Source organism: Octadecabacter dasysiphoniae, assembly GCF_021532615.1.
GTDB lineage: Bacteria > Pseudomonadota > Alphaproteobacteria > Rhodobacterales > Rhodobacteraceae > Octadecabacter > Octadecabacter dasysiphoniae.
The window spans coordinates 986557-1007225 of record NZ_JAKGAQ010000001.1 but is presented as its reverse complement, the minus strand read 5'-3'; the positions used below and the strand labels follow the sequence as shown (position 1 = coordinate 1007225).

The 20669-nt window shown below is 55.6% G+C and carries 23 protein-coding genes; 9 read left to right on the top strand and 14 right to left on the bottom strand.

Going from position 1 to position 20669, the window contains the following annotated elements:
• Positions 1-20: 20 nt before the first annotated feature.
• From L0664_RS04960 to L0664_RS04925, 8 genes are all read right to left on the bottom strand, one after another.
• Entirely contained in the window at positions 21-362 is a 342-nt protein-coding gene (locus tag L0664_RS04960; protein ID WP_235224509.1) for a hypothetical protein, read from the bottom strand.
• A gap of 125 nt (positions 363-487) precedes the next feature.
• Positions 488-859 carry a hypothetical protein gene (locus L0664_RS04955; protein ID WP_235224508.1) on the bottom strand — a complete coding sequence of 124 codons (372 nt, stop codon included), beginning with the start codon at positions 857-859 and terminating at the stop codon, positions 488-490.
• A 141-nt stretch (positions 860-1000) separates the two neighbouring features.
• A complete protein-coding gene (locus L0664_RS04950) occupies positions 1001-1357 on the bottom strand; it encodes a hypothetical protein (protein WP_235224507.1) in 357 nt (118 codons plus the stop codon).
• Positions 1358-1387: 30 nt separating this feature from the next.
• A complete protein-coding gene (locus L0664_RS04945) occupies positions 1388-1855 on the bottom strand; it encodes a hypothetical protein (protein WP_235224506.1) in 468 nt (155 codons plus the stop codon).
• A 142-nt stretch (positions 1856-1997) separates the two neighbouring features.
• Positions 1998-2393 (bottom strand): hypothetical protein, encoded by a 396-nt coding sequence (locus L0664_RS04940; RefSeq protein WP_235224505.1) that lies wholly within the window; start codon positions 2391-2393, stop codon positions 1998-2000.
• A gap of 204 nt (positions 2394-2597) precedes the next feature.
• A complete protein-coding gene (locus L0664_RS04935) occupies positions 2598-2810 on the bottom strand; it encodes a YgaP family membrane protein (protein ID WP_235224504.1) in 213 nt (70 codons plus the stop codon).
• An 86-nt stretch (positions 2811-2896) separates the two neighbouring features.
• Positions 2897-3565: a Crp/Fnr family transcriptional regulator gene (locus tag L0664_RS04930; protein ID WP_235224503.1), complete on the bottom strand. Its 669-nt coding sequence runs from the start codon at positions 3563-3565 to the stop codon at positions 2897-2899.
• 352 nt (positions 3566-3917) lie between these two features.
• Positions 3918-4259, bottom strand: a complete 342-nt coding sequence (locus tag L0664_RS04925; protein WP_235224502.1) for a phasin family protein — start codon at positions 4257-4259, stop codon at positions 3918-3920.
• A gap of 132 nt (positions 4260-4391) precedes the next feature.
• Here L0664_RS04925 and L0664_RS04920 point away from each other — a divergent pair, with 132 nt between their 5' ends.
• Entirely contained in the window at positions 4392-6992 is a 2601-nt protein-coding gene (locus L0664_RS04920; RefSeq protein WP_235224501.1) for a cation-translocating P-type ATPase, read from the top strand.
• Here the strand turns inward: L0664_RS04920 and L0664_RS04915 are convergent.
• Complete coding sequence (locus L0664_RS04915; protein ID WP_235224500.1) at positions 6957-7994, bottom strand: sodium:calcium antiporter; 1038 nt, start codon at positions 7992-7994, stop codon at positions 6957-6959. The genes L0664_RS04920 and L0664_RS04915 overlap by 36 nt on opposite strands.
• Positions 7995-8074: 80 nt before the next feature.
• Between L0664_RS04915 and L0664_RS04910 the strand changes: the two genes are divergently transcribed.
• The 3 genes from L0664_RS04910 to L0664_RS04900 all read left to right on the top strand — a co-directional run bounded on the left by L0664_RS04910 (position 8075) and on the right by L0664_RS04900 (position 11620).
• Entirely contained in the window at positions 8075-8791 is a 717-nt protein-coding gene (locus L0664_RS04910) for a VIT1/CCC1 transporter family protein (RefSeq protein ID WP_235224499.1), read from the top strand.
• A gap of 70 nt (positions 8792-8861) precedes the next feature.
• On the top strand, positions 8862-10001 hold the full coding sequence (locus tag L0664_RS04905; RefSeq protein WP_235224498.1) for a site-2 protease family protein: 1140 nt from the start codon (positions 8862-8864) through the stop codon (positions 9999-10001).
• A 68-nt stretch (positions 10002-10069) separates the two neighbouring features.
• On the top strand, positions 10070-11620 hold the full coding sequence (locus L0664_RS04900) for a PAS domain S-box protein (protein ID WP_235224497.1): 1551 nt from the start codon (positions 10070-10072) through the stop codon (positions 11618-11620).
• Here the strand turns inward: L0664_RS04900 and L0664_RS04895 are convergent.
• Entirely contained in the window at positions 11587-12342 is a 756-nt protein-coding gene (locus L0664_RS04895; RefSeq protein ID WP_235224496.1) for a response regulator, read from the bottom strand. The genes L0664_RS04900 and L0664_RS04895 overlap by 34 nt on opposite strands.
• Positions 12343-12602: 260 nt before the next feature.
• Between L0664_RS04895 and L0664_RS04890 the strand changes: the two genes are divergently transcribed.
• Entirely contained in the window at positions 12603-13190 is a 588-nt protein-coding gene (locus L0664_RS04890) for a helix-turn-helix domain-containing protein (RefSeq protein WP_235224495.1), read from the top strand.
• Positions 13191-13276: 86 nt separating this feature from the next.
• Here the strand turns inward: L0664_RS04890 and L0664_RS04885 are convergent, their stop codons facing one another.
• Entirely contained in the window at positions 13277-14458 is a 1182-nt protein-coding gene (locus L0664_RS04885; RefSeq protein WP_235224494.1) for a DUF8173 domain-containing protein, read from the bottom strand.
• A gap of 148 nt (positions 14459-14606) precedes the next feature.
• Here L0664_RS04885 and L0664_RS04880 point away from each other — a divergent pair, with 148 nt between their 5' ends.
• Both L0664_RS04880 and L0664_RS04875 read left to right on the top strand, forming a co-directional pair.
• A complete protein-coding gene (locus L0664_RS04880; protein WP_235224493.1) occupies positions 14607-15092 on the top strand; it encodes an Hsp20/alpha crystallin family protein in 486 nt (161 codons plus the stop codon).
• A 58-nt stretch (positions 15093-15150) separates the two neighbouring features.
• Entirely contained in the window at positions 15151-15990 is an 840-nt protein-coding gene (locus L0664_RS04875) for a universal stress protein (protein WP_235224492.1), read from the top strand.
• Here L0664_RS04875 and L0664_RS04870 read toward each other — a convergent pair.
• The gene (locus L0664_RS04870) at positions 15980-16684 is read right to left on the bottom strand and encodes an endonuclease/exonuclease/phosphatase family protein (protein ID WP_235224491.1); all 705 of its coding nucleotides are present in this window, start codon (positions 16682-16684) and stop codon (positions 15980-15982) included. The genes L0664_RS04875 and L0664_RS04870 overlap by 11 nt on opposite strands.
• Positions 16685-16740: 56 nt before the next feature.
• Here L0664_RS04870 and L0664_RS04865 point away from each other — a divergent pair, with 56 nt between their 5' ends.
• The gene (locus tag L0664_RS04865; protein ID WP_235224490.1) at positions 16741-17400 is read left to right on the top strand and encodes a DUF2238 domain-containing protein; all 660 of its coding nucleotides are present in this window, start codon (positions 16741-16743) and stop codon (positions 17398-17400) included.
• Between the two features lie 73 nt (positions 17401-17473).
• On the opposite strand, the gene L0664_RS04860 is transcribed toward L0664_RS04865, so the two are convergent.
• The gene (locus L0664_RS04860; protein ID WP_235224489.1) at positions 17474-17773 is read right to left on the bottom strand and encodes a chaperone modulator CbpM; all 300 of its coding nucleotides are present in this window, start codon (positions 17771-17773) and stop codon (positions 17474-17476) included.
• Positions 17774-18060: 287 nt separating this feature from the next.
• On the opposite strand from L0664_RS04860, the gene L0664_RS04855 reads away from it, so the two are divergent.
• Entirely contained in the window at positions 18061-18906 is an 846-nt protein-coding gene (locus L0664_RS04855; RefSeq protein WP_235224488.1) for a universal stress protein, read from the top strand.
• Positions 18907-18931: 25 nt separating this feature from the next.
• Here the strand turns inward: L0664_RS04855 and L0664_RS04850 are convergent, their stop codons facing one another.
• Complete coding sequence (locus L0664_RS04850; protein WP_235224902.1) at positions 18932-20668, bottom strand: SulP family inorganic anion transporter; 1737 nt, start codon at positions 20666-20668, stop codon at positions 18932-18934.
• Position 20669: the final 1 nt, after the last annotated feature.

Here is a 20669-nt window from a genome sequence, read left to right as displayed (position 1 = left end):
AACGCAATTTTCAACGCGCGTTAGTTTTTTGTGATGTCAAAGCCGTCGATTTTTGGCCCTTGTCGGCCAACCAACTTGTTTTCAAAAACCAAAAACTGGATATCGTTAAATCCGTCTATTCCCGTCACCTTGACACTCCAGGAAATTGAATCCGTTCCTGTGGTGGTAATTACGACGGTATTTTCGTCCGTCAGCCCCAACACATTTACATCTTTGTTTGGTCCGACATCGTAAGAGACAAATTCGGGCGTGGTTCCGGGTACCAAACCCTGCAAAAGGCGCGCCTGCCCACCATTCAAGGACACCGAAGCCCCGGTCGACCCCGGCAACGCCAGAGCGCTTTGGAAATAGGCATGAGACATAATAACCCCCGCAATTTATTCAAAATTTGGGCAGCAGGAGACGGCCCACTTAAGCAGGCCATCACCAAATTCAATTTTCAAAATATCGTCGTGTCCGCCCGCAACGCGGTCAGACAGTCAAGGCGTCACTTAACCTGATCGATTTGAATACCCGTGGACAAACCCTGCTGGTTTTGCCCCACCAACGCGCCATCAAAGATATAGAAATAAAGATCCAAACCTTGCTGGTCCGTCGTTGTGACATCATAGGCTTGTGGTTCATCGCCAGATGCGAACGTCAATTGCACGCGGTTGGTATTCTGCGTGCCCCCACCAGTTCCAAATGTACCCTTGGTACGGTTGGCCGAACTCGGCACCATGGATGCGGGGATGGTAATCACGGCACCATCTGGACCATTCACAACAGAGCGTGGGTGCACGCGGACAGGCTCAAGCGAGCTGTTGATATTCACCAAAACATCATCAAAAACACAGTTACCAAAATATACGTTCGACATAATAAAGTCCCTTTCAGTTGACCTAAGGGTAATCTTAACGACTCGCGCGCGAAGAGTCTCTAATATTTTCGCTCATAAGTAGAAAATTATGTTCAATAAAAACAGTATCTAAGTTTGAAAATTCGCTGTACGTTACGCGCCCTACTGCACGCTAGGGTTGTTTTTTCGCAGCCATGTGTTGCCCTGCGAAAACATCACTTGGCCGATCATGATCCACAAATAGAGGTCGCGTGCTGCATCGCCGGTGGGGTCGGACAAATCGCGATAATCATCGGATCCCTCCCGATCCCCCCATGTCAGGGTCAGGTCATTCAGTTTACCCCAAATGCTCTCGTCCGGCTTTGTTTCGGTCAAATCACGGGGTAATTGTGTGCTAAATGGATAATAGCTGTATTTTTGGACAGAGCCCTTTATTGGACCGCCCGGAATGCCGTCCAACCCATTCAGTCTGACGTACACGGGCGTTGGCGTCCAGTTGTACAAATACAGTTGCGACATAAAATTCAATCCTCACTGGATGGTCTGTGACTAGTCTGTGTCACTTTTCAGTTCATTCAAAATATGAGATCCAAAATTCAATTCCGGCAAAGCGCCCAGACCTTCATTCACCTGTGCGCCTTGAACCTGGCGGCGCACTTTGGTGTGTAAATCAATCGAAATACCTTTGGTTTCACCCTGGGCATTCTGGCCAACCAAGGTGCGGGGAAAAACGTAAAAATACAAATCCTGGTTGCGCATTTCAGACGTCAATTCAATGTCGTACAAATTCACTGTTGGAAGCGGCGTCACCACCGTCAAAACGTTCTTATCATATTGAGAAAATAAGACCCCGTCCGACACGGGTGCTGGCGCGGCTTCAATGCTCCACATGGGCAATGACAATTCACCTGTTTCAGGGGTGATGGCCCCTGCTTGCACAACTTCTGCCACGTCCTGCGAATTCAAGACAAGTTCGATCGGCTGCCCGACACAATTGCAAAAATGTATGATAGCCATATTGAGGACCTTATGTGTAAACCGCTGCGCACAACGGTTCATTCGACAGGCAGAAAATAACCGGCCGCTTGCAAGAACGATTGCCCGAACGCGCCTTCAGATCAAGCTTCTTTTATTTTTTCGCGGCCTCGGGGTCGTGAAATCATTGCAAAGACACCTTCTTGATCCCGACTTTATCGATCGTAATACCACCGCCGTGCCCGGCCTGGTTTTGCCCGACCAAAGTGTCACCCAGAATGAAAAAGTAATAGTCCAATCCGCCGCTGGAAATCACCACCTCATACTGTAGGGGCGCTGCGCTATTCAGCATACTGAACTGGAATACATTGGTATAACTGGCGTTCCATGACACAATATCCTTCGCGCCATTGGCCCCGATCTCGAATTTTGTGGCGGGTGATGAATAAGTCAGCGTTGTCCATTTCGGCCCATCACTGACCTCTGAAGCGTTGTTCAAGCGGACCGTGTTCAACCCCCAATTGACTTGGATCAGCACGTCGTCTTTCACACAGCTTATGAAATATGCAAAAAAGCTCAAATTGGACCTCTGAAAATGCGCGTGCCACGCGACCACACGTCAAAATACCACGTGACCTGCGCCATCGTGACGTGGTTTCAGGTGGGGATCAACTCTTTTGGCCGTGACGCGCAGAGGCACCCGAAATATGGCCTCGCCCTACTCGTCCGCCGCACGCCAAAGCGCGCGGCAGACGCCAAATGGTGTGCAAGATGTCACCGCCGCTCAAAGCTTGCAGGTTGAGATGCCGAAAATCCGGTAAAGCGGGCAAAACCGAAACAGAGCAGTCAGCACAAGGATCAATCCAATCGCCATACTGCCATAGGCCAGCGTGGCGCTGGACCAGATCGTAGGGACGTTCAGCAGCGGCAGCAGGAAAAGGGCAAGCCCAATGATTGCTCTGATCAGTCGGTCGGGAAGTCCGAGGTTAGCGGTCATGTTGTCGTCCTTTCTTGGGTTTCAGTTTTCACATGCACGATCAACGGCACGCGGGTCTGTGATTAAGTCACAAGACATCCACACCGTCACAAAGCGTCAGCCAAACGTTTGATTGCAGCACCATTGAGCAGCTCAATCTCACTGCGGTGCAACGTCAGCCAGCCGCGTCGTTCGAATTCTTTCAACTGCCGCGAAATGACCTCACGCGCGGTGCCCAATTCTATGGCCATCTGTTGGTGCGTCAGGTGCAGCCTATTCTGGTCATCCTGCAATTCCAGCAGTTTTTGGGCCACGCGAATATCCATGCGCTTAAAACATATCTCTTCGATAACCATGAAAAGATCGGTGATCCGTTTTGAATATGCCTCAAACACAAAGGCGCGGAATTCTTTGGAAACAGACATCAGTTCGTCAAACGTGTCGCGTGGGATCAGGATCGCTTCGACGTCGGTTTCCGCGATCCCCTCAGCGGAATAATCTTCAAAAGCCAAAAGACATGCGGTGGTCAGCACACAACTTTCCCCCGCCTGCACGCGGTAGAGAACAATTTCGCGCCCCGTTTTGGAAAGCTGCTGAACACGCACTGTGCCCGATACCAACAGCAAAAGGCTCTCGGCGGGGCTGCCTGGCCCAAAGATCACCGCGCCCTTCTTCAAAGTCGTCGCGACAGCCCGAAGGTCAAGCAGGTTAGAAACGGTTTCCGAAAGGCCCGTAAGGCCCGGAAATTTGTGACGCCATGTCAGGTTCTTAAGCATTTCTCATCCTGTTTTGTGGCTATTCTACCCTTCAAGCGATTGGCGACCTTTGATTTTTGTCAAACGGTCATCGCCATCCGGGTGGCAGCATTTGCAAGACAAACGGAGGGCCCCCTGTCCAAGTTTCAAGTGATCTTTGCACCGCGCTGTCTGCACGGTCAGGCCTGTCTGCGCGTGACCAAACGCTGGCCCAAGACCTGCATGCCGGTATCAACATAGCATCCGTGCCGGCCCTTTTATCCCGTCGTTCCTCGACATGCCTTTGTGCGGCGCGGCCACCTAGTCAAATTCCATCAAAGACACGGGCAAGACGGCCGTGCCTATCGGATAGGATTTTTGATATTCCCGCGGGTCAACTCGTTTTCGACGCGAATGCATTTGTGCCCATTTCAACCAATTTTCCGGTTTCCGCCTGATACTGGTCCATGGCCTTTTGAAGGAATTGCGCCTGAATATGCTGAAGATCAGCGGCGTTGCGGCAATGCAAAATCTCGTGCTGGGTCTTTACGTCCTCCTTGATACGTTCCGCAACAAATTGCACCACCTCGGCGCTCATCTCGCTGACGGCTTCAATCCAAAAGGTTCCCATACCCATCATGTTGCTTAATGCGGTGTCTTGTAGCTGCGGCATCGTTTTGACAGGCGCCTTGGCGTCGGTCTGTGTCGTGTCCTGCGCTGTTGATTTGTTGGCCATGTTTCATTCTCCGGTTTGCGGTGACATGCGCTCACTTTAACCTGCTGTGCGCCGCTGCCTTTGATCTAGCTCAATAGGCTTGGCCCTTCGCCACATATACCAAAGCGAAACTTCGTCCGCGAAAGGGGCTTGATGGCTGATACATTTCTTCAATCGGGTCTGACCGAAGCCGAAGTTCTGGCATCGCGACATGCACATGGCTGGAACGAATTGCCTGCGGTGAAACAACCCGGCCCCTTGCGCGTGCTGTTGCGACAGTTCTCCAGTTTTCTTGTGCTGATCCTGATCATCGCTGCGGTTGTTGCCCTTTCGCTTGGGGAACGGGTGGATGCGCTTGCGATTGGTATGGTCGTTTTGCTGAATGCGGGCCTTGGCTTTGTACAAGAATGGAAAGCCGAAACAGCGTTGAGCGCGCTACGCAAGATGCTGTCCCCGCAGGCGATGGTCCTGCGGGACGGGCGCGAACACGTCATCGCGGCCAAAGACGTTGTCCCCGGCGATATCCTTATCCTGACACCCGGCACCAAGATCGCGGCGGATGCCAACGTGCTGCGTGCAGCAGATTTGTTCGTGGATGAGAGCGTTTTGACAGGGGAATCCGTGCCCCTCGCCAAAGGGCATCCAGGCCAAAGCGGCGACGTCTTCGCAGGAACCTCTGTCACCGCTGGGCGGGCAGAGGCACGGGTTTCAGCGACAGGCGCTGCGACAGAATTCGGTAAAATCGCGCATCTGACAGGATCAGTCGGAACAAAAACCACCAATCTACAGAACAAATTGGGGCATCTGGCCCGCCAACTCGGGATTGCCGCGCTCTTGGTTGCAGGTGGCGTTGCAGGCCTTGGTATCTGGCTGGGCCGTGATCTGACCGAGATGGTGATGACTGGCCTATCCTTGTCAGTTGCAATGGTTCCCGAAGGCTTGCCCGCTGTCGTGACGATCACCTTGGCTTTGGGGGCCACCGCGATGGTGCGCCAAAACGCACTGGCACGGCGATTACAGGCGGTCGAAACACTTGGCGCTGCATCAGTGATTTGCACCGACAAAACCGGCACGCTGACAGAAAACAAGATGACAGCGACGCAGATATGGACGCTGGGTCGATGTTATGACGTCACCGGCACGGGCTATGATCCAGCCGGGCATATCGAATTTGATGGTGAACGCATGAGGGCGGGCGATGATCCGGTGCTTCGCGCACTTCTAAGGACCGGATTATATTGCAGCCATGCACGCCTTAACCGCGACGGTGACGTCTGGCACATGGTCGGCGCACCGACCGAGGGCGCGTTGATCACGCTGGGCTACAAAGGGTGGTGCGCGTTGCCACAAGAACGCAACCTGCTGGCAGAACGTCCCTTCAGCAGCACCCGCAAGCGGATGTCTGTCGTGTATCAGTCCGGTACAACGGCCGAAATCCTGACCAAAGGCGCGCCGGAACGGATATTGGATATCTGTACCCATGTGATGGCGCAATCTGGCACTCGTCCGCTGACAAAGGCAGACCAAACGCGCATCCAAGACGCCTATGCGCAGCTCGCCCAAAGCGGTCTTCGGGTCATGGGGTTCGCGCAACGCAGCACGTCAGATCACCAAATCATCGAAGAGGATATGACGTTCCTCGGGCTGGTCGGCCTGATTGACCCGCCCCGCGCAGAGGTTCGTGATGCCATTGCAATGGCCCAATCCGCAGGCATTCGCGTCGTCATGATCACCGGCGACAGCCCGATCACGGCCAAGGCCATCGCAGAACAGATTTCACTGCGCGTCACACACCATCTGATCGGTGCGACGCTGGACAAACTGGACGATCGGCAACTCGACGATGTGCTGCGCGGCGATATCCTTTTTGCGCGCACCAAGCCCGAACAGAAAATGCGCATTGTGTCTGCGTTGCAGGCGCAAGGGCAGATCGTGGCGATGACTGGCGACGGCGTAAATGACGCCCCCGCCCTCAAACAAGCCGACATCGGTGTGTCTATGGGGATCAGGGGCACCGATGTCGCGCGCGATGCGTCTGATCTCGTGCTTCTGGATGACAACTTTGCCACCATCGTCCGCGCGATTGGCGAAGGACGGCGGCAATTCGCAAACGTACAGAAATTTGTGCGTTATCTGCTGTCCTCAAATGCTGGTGAGGTCATTGCGCTTGTCATCAGCATCGCGCTTGGCGGGCCCCTCGTTTTCCTCGCGACGCAAATTTTGTGGATGAACCTCGTGACGGATGGGGTGACTGCGGTGGCTTTGGGGCTCGAAAAATCAGAGCCAGAGCAGATGCAACAACGCCCGCGCAAAAAAGACACGCCCATTCTGGGGCTGCGCGGGATTGTCACCATCCTTGTGCTGGGCACCTACACCGGCCTGTCGAGCCTTTGGATCTTTTTCCACCTGATGGATATGGGCGTAGAACTGGCCCGCACAACGGCCTTTTCTGCCATGGTCGTCTTTGAAAAAGTCAGCGTCTTTGCGTTTCGCTCTCTGCATTTGACGGCTTGGCGGATCGGGTGGTTCAGCAATCCGTTCCTGCTGGTGGCACTTACGGTGACACTTGGGGCGCAGGTTCTGGCGCTCTATTGGGGCCCGTTGCAGATGCTGCTTCACACCGTGCCGATCGGACTTGATGAATGGCTGCTGATCGCTGTTTTCGCGCTGCCGATCATCATTGTGCCAGAGGTCTTCAAAGCGATGCACCCCCGCGCCCTAGCGGGCAAAGTAATAAGCCGCGAGGCTGCCTAGAAACGTCACCAGCACCAAAACGGAATCCATCCCGAAATCCCCCACGCGCGGCTTGCGGCGCACGATTAACCCGATGAGGTAGATCGCCGTGACCACAAGGCCAAAACCAAGCGCCAGACTGACAGTGCGCGACGTATCCTGAAGAATTGGCCCAGCGCGAAACAGAATGTCCGCGGGAAACACCAGCACGAGCATAATCAGATTGCTGCCAAAGATGTTTGAAATCGCCATCGTGTATGCCCCGATGCGCACAGCCGCGATGCTGGTGGTCAATTCAGGCAACGACGTTGCCCCGGCCAGCAGTGTCACACCAATGAATCCGGTGCCAAGACCCGATTGATCCGCAATCCGGTCCGCAAAAACCACCAGCAACAACCCAAAGACCAGAATGGCAAGACAGGCCGCGCCCGCCTGCCAGATCAGGGCCGCGTTTCCCGCTGTTTTCAGACCTGTGGGCGCGGGAAAGGCCAGCGGATCGGGATCGGGCAGATCAACAGGCACCCAATCGCTGCTGTCATCATACCGCCTGAGCAACCAGATCGCACCGCCATAAAACACCGCGATGGCCACACTGCCGACACCAACGCCCGCAATCACAAAGGTCTGACCCAGATTGGTTACAATGATTGCGATTGACAGCAAAAGCACCAGCAACGTGGCCTCAAGCGCGTGATTGGCCTTGCGCGGGTAATTGGTGATCGGCCCTCGCGCCCAGAAATCAGACATCGCAAGGATCGCCGTCTGCAACGCAATCCCGCCAAAAAGGTTATTCAAAACCAGATCGCGCGCTTGCTGTAGTGCGGCCGTCAGCGTCGTGGCGACTTCGGGCAAAGAGGTCGCGATCGACAGCAACAACAATCCCACCAGTGATTTCGCCAGTTTGAACCGGTCCGCCAGCGCATCCGCCAGATACGCCAGCCGCGCCCCCGCGACCCAGACACAGGCCGCGCAGACAGCGAAGACCACCAAACTCTGAACAAGCGTTGTCGCGGGAACCTGCATGTCTTCGGGGTAACGGGGTTTGACGCGATCCCCTTGATTTTGCTCAATTGCGCGGCGCCACCGCCCCCTATCGTCCCCGCATGACCACAGAACACGGACACAGCCCCGACGAAATCGCCAACCGCCTGTCCCAAGGCACGCGTTACAGCCCTCTTAAGGACATGATTTATGGCGGCATTGACGGCGCTGTTACGACCTTCGCCATTGTCGCCGGTGTCGAAGGCGCGGGCCTGTCACACAGCATCATCGTGGCCCTTGGGCTGGCGAATATTTTGGCCGATGGGTTCTCTATGGCCGCCAGCAATTACTCTGGCACCAAGGCCGAACTCGATGATCGCAAACGCATCATCCAGATAGAAGAACGCCATATCGCGGACCACCCCGCAGCCGAGCGCGAGGAACTACGCCAAATTCTGGCGATGCGCGGGCTGTCCGGCCCCATTCTGGAACAGGCAACCGACGCAATTGTACAGAGAAAGGAAAAATGGATCGGGCTGATGCTGACTGACGAATATGGGTTGGCGCGGGACGATCCACATCCCCTTCACGCCGCTTTGGCGACATTTGCGGCCTTCCTGACAGCTGGTGCAGTGCCGCTGACCCCTTTCGTCTTTGGCCTTGCCAACCCCTTTGCCCTTTCCGTTTGTGCAACGCTTTTTGCTTTCTTCTTGATTGGCGCGGCCAAAAGCCGATGGTCATTGTCCAAATGGTGGCGCTCGGGCACAGAGACCCTTTTCATCGGCGGGATGGCCGCACTTCTGGCGTATATCGTCGGGGGGATGTTCCATCCCGGTTGAGCGACCTTGAGCGATGTCAATGCGGGGGCACCCGCACGCCGCTAAAATTGCAGCAAGGATGGACCGCGATATGTTCACACACGCTGTAAGACTGTTTTCGATCAACAAGTTCGACATCAAGGTCGACCCCAGCTGGCTGATCATCGCAGCCCTCATCACCTGGAGCCTGTCGCAAAAGTTTTTCCCGGACGCCCTGCCCGGGCTTTCATCTCGGGCGTATCTTGTGATGGCGGCCTTCGCGATGCTGGGGCTTTTTGCCTCGCTCTTGCTGCACGAACTGGCGCATTCGGTCGTCGCCCGCCGTCTTGGCGTGCCAATCAAATCTATCACTCTATTTCTGTTTGGCGGCATTGCCGAACTTGAAGCCGAACCAAAATCGGGTCTGACTGAGTTTTGGATCGCAATAGCAGGCCCGTTGATGTCACTCGTGCTTGCGTTCGGGTTCTGGAGCCTGTCGGGGGTGGCGGCACTCAGCAATATGGCGCCGGCGGGTGTTTCTGTCCTGTCCTATCTTGCATTGATTAACGTGGTGCTGGCCGTGTTCAATCTGGTGCCTGCCTTCCCGCTTGATGGTGGGCGCGTGTTGCGGGCCTATCTTTGGCATCGGTCGGGCGATGTGCTGGCAGCGACGCGCACGGCGACGCGGTCCGGCACATTCTTTGCATATTTCCTGATGGCGCTTGGGGTCATGGCGCTGTTTCAGGGCGCGATTGTCGCGGGACTTTGGCAGATCATGATCGGTGGTTTTGTGCTGGTGGCAGCGCGTGCCGCCTACACCGCCCAGCTTACGAAATCCGTGTTCGAAGGGCAGACAGTCGCCACGCTGATGACACGCGACCCGATCACCGCCCATCCTGAAATGACGCTGGCCATCTTCGTCAACCAGATCATGTTGCGCCACAACGTCAGCTTTGTTCCGGTGACAGAAGGCGTCGTTCTTTTGGGCCACATCGACCGTTCGGTTCTGTCACGGATTGATCGCGAAAATTGGGCAAACACGCGGGTCGGGGATGTTTTCGTAGGTTTGCACGACGCTGTGATGGTTGCACCAGATACCCTGTTGTCGGACCTCATGGACAGAATTTGGAAAACCGGGCGCCGCAAATTCATGGTTGTCGCAGACAATCAGTTACAAGGGATCATCACCTTGTCTGACCTGACCGTCCGCCTGAACGAAAGCATGCGCGGTCGGCCACCAACAACCGATTGATGCATATCAATTCAAACTTGCACCCAAGGCGCAGCATTTGGCAGGCTCAGCCCGAAAGGACACCTGCCATGGACGATACGGCAAAAGACAGCGCCATTTTACACGCCATCATGAAAGCGGCAGTGGATGCGATGATCGTGTCGGATCAAACCGGCAAGATTCTTCGCGCGAATGCCGCCGCCGCGCGCATTTTCCAATTTGATATGACCGACATGCTCGGCCAAAGCATCAATATGCTGATGCCAGAGGCCTTGGCCGCGCTTCATGACGGCTTCATGTCCCATCACATCAAGACCGGGGAAAAGCGGATCATCGACATCGGTCGCGACGTCGAAGGCAAGCGCAAGGATGGCACAATCTTCCCGCTGCATTTGTCCGTCGGGCATACTCGGGTCGAGGACATGCGGATCTTCATTGCCATCCTGCATGATCTGACCCAGCACAAGGCGACCAAAGACGCGCTGGCACGATCGCAGCGCCTTGATGCCATTGGTAAGATGACAGGCGGCATCGCGCATGACTTCAACAACTTGCTGACCGTGATCGTTGGCAATCTGGAATTGCTAGAGATGCGAGGCGCGGACGATCACCAAATGCCGCTGATCAGGGACGCGCTTGAAACCGCTGAAATCGGCGCGGACCTGACAACGCGACTTATGGTGTTCGCGCGGCGCAGTAACCTCAAACCAGTGAAATCCGACCTACGCGAGGTCTGCGCGAATACCTTGGCCTTGCTAAAACGCACCATCGGCGCGACGTTCCGGATCAAAACCGACTTTGCTGCGGACCTTGATCCGGTCATGATCGATCCGGTCCAACTGCAATCCGCCCTGATGAACCTGACATTGAACGCACGCGATGCGATGGGCACCGGGGGCGAATTGCTGGTCTCAGTCGCCAATGTTAAAATTGACGACACATATATGGCGCAGGAAACGGACATCGCGCCGGGAAACTATGTGCGGCTGTCTGTCAGTGACGATGGCGAAGGCATGTCCCTTGACGCCCAGCGCCGCGCATTTGAACCCTTCTTTACAACCAAAGCAGAGAGTGGCGGCACCGGATTTGGTCTGGCGATGGTGTATGGTTTTGTGCGCCAGTCTGGCGGCCATGTCACGCTTTATAGCGAACTGGGATTAGGCACGAGCTTTGGCCTCTATTTCCCTGCGGCGGTGGACGCGGCGAAAACCGCAAATGCGCACCCCGTGGCTAAGAAACGCCCAACGCCACCACGCGACAATGGTGAAACGATCCTCATCGTTGAGGACAACGACCGTGTGCGAAAACTATCGATTGAACGCATCCGCGATCTCGGGTTCGCCACGCTCGAGGCCGAAAATGGGGACCGTGCATACGAAATGCTGAAAGACGGCGCAGTTGTCGATCTGGTGTTTTCTGATTTGGTCATGCCGGGCAAGTTGAACGGCTATGATCTGGCCGCGAAAATCGCCGTTGAATTTCCAACGCTCAAAGTCTTGCTAACGTCCGGCTACGCAAGCGACGTGGTGACCGGTTCTATGGAACACGACAGGCCTTTTGACATTTTACACAAACCCTACCGTCAATCGGATTTGGCGGGGCGGCTTCAGGCGCTTTTGACCGACTCCGCGGACGGCTGAATAGCCTTCACATCACTCGCAAAAGTATAGCCGATCCCGCGCACTGTCTTGATCAGCCTGGGGTTTGAGGGATCACGCTCAATTTTTTTGCGCAGGCGGGCCACCTGATTGTCTATGCTTCGATCAAGCGGGCTCCACTCAACCCCGCCCGTCAAATCCATTAGCTGATCGCGCGACAGAACCCGCTTGGGGCGTTTCAGAAACACATTGAGCAGCTTGAAATCACCACTTGTCAGCTCACACGGCGCGTTCTCCCGGTCGATCAGCTCAAGCCGGTCGGGAAACGCTGTCATGCCGTCAAACCTAAAATGTGCATCCCCTTTTGCGGCCTGCGTCTGAATGGTTGATGTCAGCGGGCAAGACCTGCGCAACACACTGCGAACGCGCGCAATGACCTCGCGCACATGGAAAGGTTTTGTGATGTAATCATCCGCCCCCACCTCAAGCCCGACAACGCGGTCAATCACATCATCTTTGCCCGTGACCATGATGATGGGCACTTGGGACACCGTCCGGATCTGGCGGGCAATGTCTATGCCGTTGTCAGCCCCCAAATGAAGATCCAGCGTGACCAAAGACACTGGCCTGTCCGCGATCACCCGCATCACCTCGGCGCCCGTTTGTGCCTCGATCACGCGGGCACCCTCGTCCTCAAACACATTGCGCAAGAGGTTTCTGATCTTTTGATCATCCTCAACTACAAGGATCGTACGATCTTTCATTTGGATCTCATGTGATCGGCTTGCTCGGCGGGTTGTTTGTGCAAGTTGTCTCATTGTACGTCACGGCAAACGCCACAGCGTTACAAAATGATACAAAAAGCACCTGATCAACAGTAATTCAAATTACATACGCAGATCAAGATGACCTCAAACCATCACGGAGGTCTGCCCAAATGTATGTCACGATTCCCAGCGAATTCGCCGTCCAATCATCCCTAGCGCCCCTTTCAAGCACACCATCCAAGACAGCCCAATCGCACTTGAAACCCGGCGCCTACCTTTATTTTGAAGGCGACGACGTCGAATGGCTGTATCAAGTGAGCAGCGGCGTGTTGCGATTGACCAGACTATTGGCCAATGGCCGCCGACAGGTCATCGCCTTTGGGTATCCCGGTGACATTGTTGGCTTTGCGGCGGATGGTCTGCACCACACCGATTGTGAGGCTTTGACAGATGTGTGCCTGCACCCCATCCGCCGCTCGCATCTGGAAAGCGGCGATGGCGACCCCGCGCTACACTTGGCATTGCTAAAAGCCGCATTGTGCGAAATCAGCGCGATGCAGGATCACTTTATGATGCTGGGGCGCAAATCGGCGACGGAAAAATTGGCCTCATTCCTGTGTGTGTTGTCCGAACGTGTCGGTCAGGATCTAGGGCCCAACCGCCAGATCAATTTACCGATGTGCCGTTCTGATATTGCTGATTTTCTGGGTTTGACCACTGAAACCATCAGCCGCACATTTACCCAATTGCGCAAAAGCCGGATCATTGAAATCGACAATATTTACACGATCATCATTCAACGCCCAACGGCGCTGCTTCGCCTTTCCGAAGGCGCCAACGACTGACCATTTGCCCGCGACGCAAAGCGCGAAAAACATGGGGCGATGCCGCCCGAACCCTGCATGCTTGCGGTGTCACCCTTGTGATTTGGTCAGTCTTCAATCGGCTTCATATCAACATCGAAGGCCACATCAGGGTTTCCAATAAGCGACTGAAGCACAGCGCGGGTCATCGCACCGATGCCAAGCAAAACCAGCGTATAATTGGCGACCCATCCCACAAAAGGGATGAAATTAAGAAGTGCGATAAAGGTGATCGCAGCCGCAAGGATCGCGAGCCGCGCAAAATTGCTCGGGTCGTCCGCACCGCCCAGACCAGCCCACACACGCATCGCGACGCTGTAGGCACCCAAGGCGTATCCAAGAACCCACGCCACCAAGATGGCGAGCAACGCAATCGGCACAAAGGGCAATCCAACAATGGTAAGCGCCGTCACCGGAACCGTGCCAAAAAGCATCGAAAGACCAATCACACCCAGCATGAACGTTTGACCCGGCGCTTGCGCAACACTGCGCCGCAACCGGGCCAGCCGTCTGGGCATGAACCCCAGCATAAGCGCGCCAAGTGCCAGAAAAAACAGCAGCGATATGATGAACCCGAACATCATTGACGCAAAGGTCGGTAACGCGGGCATTTCGGTGCCGATGTCGCGCCAGTCCTCAAATATCTGCGCGCCCGTGACTTGTTCGAACGTCACGCGTTCTTCGGGTGCGACGTAGGCAGGCACCGTGATCTGTTCCTTAGTGCTGTAGGTCAAACGACCGGACACCACCGCTTCCGGCCCGAAGGAAAGCGTTTGCGCAGAAATGCGCACGTCCCCGGTGATCCTGGCGTTCAAAATGACATCGCGCCCGATGACAGACAACGCCCCGGCCACTGGCCCGTCAAGCGTGACCGAACTGCCCATCAATCGCGCATTACCACCAATTTCAGCACTGCTTTCGGTGCGCGCCGAAAACGCCATGACAGATAAATCCTCTGCCACCGTGCCACGGATCACAACGGTCGATCCCATTGCATACAGATCCTCGGCCACATCAACGTCGACCGCGACGTCAAATCCCGAAACGTGCAAATCACCCGATGCGGCCCCCTCTACTTGTGCAGAACGCGCTGTCACGAAGGTATCCCCGTTGGTGCCAATCGACTGGTCGATCAGCCTGCCGGCAAAGAACGTATCATCGCCATTGCCCGTTGAAACCGTGTCGGCCAACGCTGCGTGCGGCAGAGCGATAAGAACAATCGCGGCAATTATTTTTGAGAAAACAGACATCTTTAGCCCCATCCAGAAAACCTTATTGCCCCTCAGGGCTAGGCCATCATCCGCTGTTTCGATTGATCAGGATCAATTGGCCCGCGCGACAATCAGATAGTCAATGATGGACACAATCGGTGTCGGCTGCCCTGAAAGGAGATCAAAGATGTCACAGCAAACGCTTCCTCAAACCGCACGACCCACCAACGACACGGCACTGTTCCAATCGTTTCAAACAGAAATGAACCGTCTTTTGGATCACTTCAAATCCGGGTTTCCCATGCTGGAAGATGCGCGCGACACCCTTTTTGCCGGTCCGTCCTTCCCCGCCATCGACGTGATCGAAACCGACGACGGGATCGAAATCACCGCAGAGGTGCCCGGCGTCAAAGAAAATGAACTGGATGTCACGGTGTCCGGCGAAACGCTGGTTCTCAAGGGCGAAAAGAGCGCCGATCACGAGGAAAAAGAAAACGGTTATCACCTGATTGAGCGACGCTACGGAAGTTTCCGCCGCCAAATTCCGCTTGGCTTCGCGCCAGAAGACGGGGCGGTCAAAGCGAATTTTTCGGACGGGATTCTAAGGTTCAGCATCGCAAAGCCCTCAGCCGCCAAAACTGCAGTTCAAAAAATCGACATCAATAAAACCTGACATATGGCTGGGTGCCGCCGCGCGCCCTGCCCGACGAACCTCGTTCAAAGGAAGCCCCATGGCCCCCAAAACAATTCTGGTATGCTTGACGACATCCGAGCACGCGGAAACGCTTCTGCGGTGTGCTGTGCCGTTGGCGCGCAAACACGGTGCGCATCTGATTGGGTTGCACACCATCGAAGCGCTGGTGGTGTACCCCGGCATCGCTATGCATATTCCCGATACGGTCTTTGCGTCTTTCAACGAAAGCCAAAAGAAGGAAGCGGACGCAATCAGGGATATCTTCGAAAAACACACGGACCCTGAAGAATTCGTCAGCGAATTCCGACTGCTTCACGCCAAAGCACAATCCGCCAGCGACCGTATGATTGTAAGCGCGCGCGCGGCTGATCTGGTCATCATGGCCCACGAAGACAAGGACAACGACCGCTATGATCAACGACATGCACAAGCCCAAGTGATCCGCAAAAGCGGGCGGCCTGTGATCGTGGTGCCGCTGGATTATGACGGCCCAGAAATCGGCGCGAATATCTTGTTAGGTTGGAGCGACACGCGCGAAGCGGCGCGTGCGGCGCATGATATGCTTACCGTCGCAGATGACGGCGCGGCGCTGACTGTGTTGCGTGTCGGGAAAAACCCTCAGGATGCCCTCAAAGACTCCGACACAATCGATGTGGCCGAAATGTTTGCGCGCCACGGCCTCAAGGCAACGCTGGACCATCGCGATCCGGATAATCACAGCATCGCTGATGTTCTGCAAAACGTCGCATTTGAAACGGGCGCCGACCTGATCGTGACCGGGGCATTCGGCCATTCACGCGCTTATGATTTCGTTCTGGGCACGACAACCTACGCATTGTTGAAGGACCAGAAGTTGCCAGTTTTGTTCAGCAAGTAACCGCAGGAACGGCAATGTCAGACCAGATTGGCAAATGATCCGACGCCACACGCGCAAGCGGGCTTTGATCAACGCCCGCATCGCGCAAAGTGACGCCATGCGACAGGGCAAAGCGGTCAAGCCCGACAATAGGACGGCGGGCATGAAACGACCGCCCGGGACTGTGCGTTTCAAACCGCCCCGCCAAGGGTTCAAGACCTTTCGTGTCGGACCATTCGTTGAAATCGCCCGCGATGACGCAATGTTTGTCCGCGGCTGTGACCCTGTTCAGCTCCGCAAGTTGCGCTTGCCTGTCGCGCCGCAACAGCCCCAGATGCGTCGCCACAACCGTCAGCCCGTCGCCCAGATCCAACTGCACCCTGACCGCCCCGCGTGGTTCAAACCCCGGAAGATCCAAACGCTCGACGCTCATCACATCCAGCCCCTTACGCGCCAGAATGGCGTTACCATGCCAACCAATACTCACATCGTTTCGAGATACCCTAACCACCTCAAAATCCGTCTCAGCCGCGATCATCCCGCGCGGCAACGCAGAGGGGCGCACGCCCAGCCGTTTATCCGCTTCTTGCAACACGATAACATCCGCATCCAGACCATTTAGCACTTGCAGTGTGCGTTCCGGCCGCCGCTTTTGGTCAAGACCACGGGCCTTGCGCATGTTATAGCTTGCGATGCGTATCTGAGTTTCCTGCATAGGACCAATATAGCAATGGACATGCCCGTTTTTAATACATCAACAGCAGGTGTTTCGTGAAATTGATCAAAGACAGCAGCGCCGTCATGCTCGTCATTTGGGCATTGCTTCTGAGCACGGCCGTCATCGCGCTCGGGCTGTCGCGTTGGTCTTTGGCCTTTGTCAGCTTTGCAACGCTTGCTTTGTCTCTGTTGCCGCCCCTGCTTGCCGCCCGCTGGTCCTTGCGCCTGCCTTTGCCGTTCCTGTTGTTCACGACCCTGTTTTTCTTTGCGTCCATCTTTCTGGGCGAAGCATTCGATTTCTACGAACGCCTGTGGTGGTGGGACATCGCGCTGCACGGACTTTCTGCCATTGGGTTCGGCCTGACGGGTTTTCTGTTTGTTTTCATGCTGTTTGAAGGCGACCGCTTTGCGGCCCCGCCCTCGGCCATTGCTTTCATCAGCTTTTGCGTCGCCATGACCGTCGGCGCGATCTGGGAGGTGTTCGAATACTCCATGGATCTGTCATTCGGACTGAACATGCAAAAGTCGGGCCTGGATGACACCATGGGTGATCTGATCGTGGACGCATTGGGCGGATTGGTGGCCAGCCTAACAGGCTACTTTTACCTCAGCGGCTCTACCGCCGGATTGCTGGGGCGTGGTCTTGGCCAATTTATCGCGATGAACCAGCGTCTGTACCGCAAATACAAAGACCGTGCGAAGGTGAAGAAGTAGGAATTTGTCATTGCAATCAATCGCTGTGGGTTTGCCCCTGTTCGTTGTCTGCTTTGCCCGTGCCTGAAAACCACTATGGCATCTCGTAATGCGCCAACCGGCGCCGCGCCGCATCGCGTTCCTCCAACAAGTCCAAGACCAACGCGATACCAGCGGCATTCACCCCATGATCGCGGGACAGGCGGCGCGCCTTTTTGGCCCGCACAATACTGGTGCCGACGAATTTCCAGTCGCTGCGGGTCCCGCCAATCGGATCAAGCACACCGTGTTCGACCAATTCGATCACCCAAGCTTCGTCCGAACGGCAAAATCGGCTCAGGTCTTGCAGACTAAGCGCGTCCACCACATCACTGCGGCGGGTTGTCTTTTTCATGATCTAACCTCCTGGGTTGGCGTGCGGATCAAAGGGCATCCTTTGTGCCATCTTCTCAAAACGCATGCCCCTCAACCTTCACGTTTCCATCAAGCCCAGCGCCCGCTTTGCGCGCAACGCCTTGTCGTAATCCTTGAACTCCGTTCGCGTGCTATCATCTGATCGCATCATGCCATCTGTGGTGTCCTGCTGATTTGATCTTTGTCAGTTGGGCGATTTCACGATGTGACATCCTGCCCGCAATTGATCTGGCCAATCAGCCAGAACCCTGCCGAAGGAAGATCGCAATGGACCGCCGAACGATACTTTTTGTTCTAAACACCCAAACATCCGACGCCGAAATTACAAATGCAGCCGAAGCAGCCGCACGCGATGAAACACACCTGATCTGTCTGCTGCTTGGCCAGGCCCCGGCCCTGCCGATATATTCCTACGGCGTGCCACCTTACGGCGGGATGAACATCCCCGACAACTGGAACGAAACGGTGCTAATCGCACAGAACGCCCACAAAGACCGCGTAAATGCCATTGAAACCCTGCTCGCCAAAAGCAACACCTCGGGCGATGTTCATTCAGCCCTTTGCATGCCGACCGACATAAAACACGAGGTATCCCGACGCGCCCGTGTCAGCGATGAGGCGTTCTTGTCACCGACCTTGCGCGACACGCCTGACACCCTGCGTGAAGCCGTGGCAGGTGTTCTGTTTCATTCGCCCATCGGATTGCGCCTGAATGGGTCCGTGCGCCAGAAGGCGGATCGCGTGTTTGTCGCGTGGAACAACAGCACGGCGGCGTCGGCGGCTTTGCACGCGGGGCTTCCATATCTCAAAGGGGCACGCGACGTGACTGTTGCGTGCTTTGATCCGGTCATGACCGCGTCACAGGATGGGCAGGATCCCGGTGTGGATGTGGCCAAATGGCTTAGCCATCACGGGTGCACCGTAACCGTGTCGCAGTTTCCAAGCGGTGGCCGCGAAATCGGCAATGCCATTCAGGACCGCGCCGCAGAATTCGGCGCGGATTTGGTTGTTATGGGCGCCTACGGCCACGCGCGCATGATCCAGACCGTCCTTGGTGGTACAACCCGCACAATGATCGAACAGACCGAATTGCCCCTGTTGTTGGCCCATTGAGATGCCAAGACCTGCAACACAGCCCTCAGCGCCCCGATGCAACAGCAACGACAACCCCGCGAAACGCTTCAAATTGCGACAGATACACCCGCCCCGTCAGATGTTCCAAAAAAGGGCCGCGCTGTAGGCGGTCCATCACCGGGCCTTTGACCTCGGACAGCGACAAATCAATACCCAATTCCTTAAGCCTGATGTTGACAAGCTCCAGTGTCTCCAATGCGCTCAAATCGATCTCGTTCACAGCCGAACACATCAAAATAACATGCTTGAGGCGTTGGTCATCAATGATGCGGTCATAGATGTAGTTTTCCAGAAACCGCGCGTTTGCGAAGTAAAGGCTTTGATCGATGCGCAGGCTCAGGACAGATGGATCGGTGATAACCTCGTGACGCAGGATATTGCGGAAATGCTCAGTTCCCTCGACCAGCCCGACTTCGGCCACATGAGGACGAGACGTGTCATACAAAAACAGCAGCAACGACAGCAGCACACCGGCCGTCACGCCCAGTTCAACACCAAGCACAAGCGTCAGCAAAACCGTCACAAGAACCGCGCCGAAATCCCGTTTGGAATAGGTCCAGCTTTGACGCAGCGTCCTGACGTCCACCAATGACAGAACAGCCACGATGATGGTGGCCGCAAGCGTGGCCTTTGGCAGACAAAAGATAAGGGGTGTCAGGAACAGCGCGGCGGCGGTCAGGCCAACAGCCGTAAAAGCCCCGGCAGCCGGGGTGTCCGCGCCCGCATCAAAATTCACCACAGATCGTGAAAACCCGCCCGTGACAGGGAAACCGCCGCTTAGTGATGCACCTATGTTCGCAGCGCCAAGGCCAATAAGTTCCTGATCGGGATCGATCCGTTGGCGTTTTTTGGTGGCCAGCGTCTGCGCAACAGAAATGGATTCAACAAATCCGATGATCGAAATCAGAACCGCAGGACCAAACAGCGCCGCAACAAGATCGCGCGACAGGTCCGGCAGTGTAAAGGGCGGTAAGCTTTGCGGGACGGCCCCCACAATCTGGACACCGGATTGGGTCAGATCAAATTGCCAGACAATCAGCGTGCTCAGAACAATCGCCAAAACCGGACCTGCTTTTGCCCAGAAATCAGCAACTTGCGGCCGCAGGCCTATACGAACCAAAGCAGGGCGCAACCCCGTGCGCACCCAGAACAAAAACGCGACACCCACAGCCCCAATGGCGAACGTGATCGGGTTCGTTTCCGCCACATGAGCAACGAGAGACCCAAAAATTTCCGGCACTGTATGACCATCCGCCTCGATCCCCAGCACATGTTTGAACTGTCCCGCGGCGATCAACAGACCCGAAGCAGTAATAAATCCCGAGATAACCGGATGGGACAGAAAGTTCGCAATGAACCCCAATCGCAGCAAACCCATCGCCAGCAAAATCGCCCCAGATACCCCCGCAAGACTGAGGGCAGCGGTTGCATATCCGACCTCTAGGGTCTGCGTGACCTCAGACAATGTCGCCGCAGTCATGAGGGAAATGACCGCAACAGGGCCAACAGCAAGGGATCGGCTGGTCCCAAGAACGCTATACAGCAAAAGCGGCACGATCGACGCATAAAGCCCCGCTTCGGGTGGTAGGCCCGCCAGCATGGCATAAGCCAATGACTGCGGGATCAGCATGATCGTCACGATGACAGCCGCAATCAGATCATTCAGCGCGGCCGTACCAGAATAGGTGCGTCCCCATTTCAGGATCGGGAAATAGCGCGACCAACTGACAGTGCGGGGCATG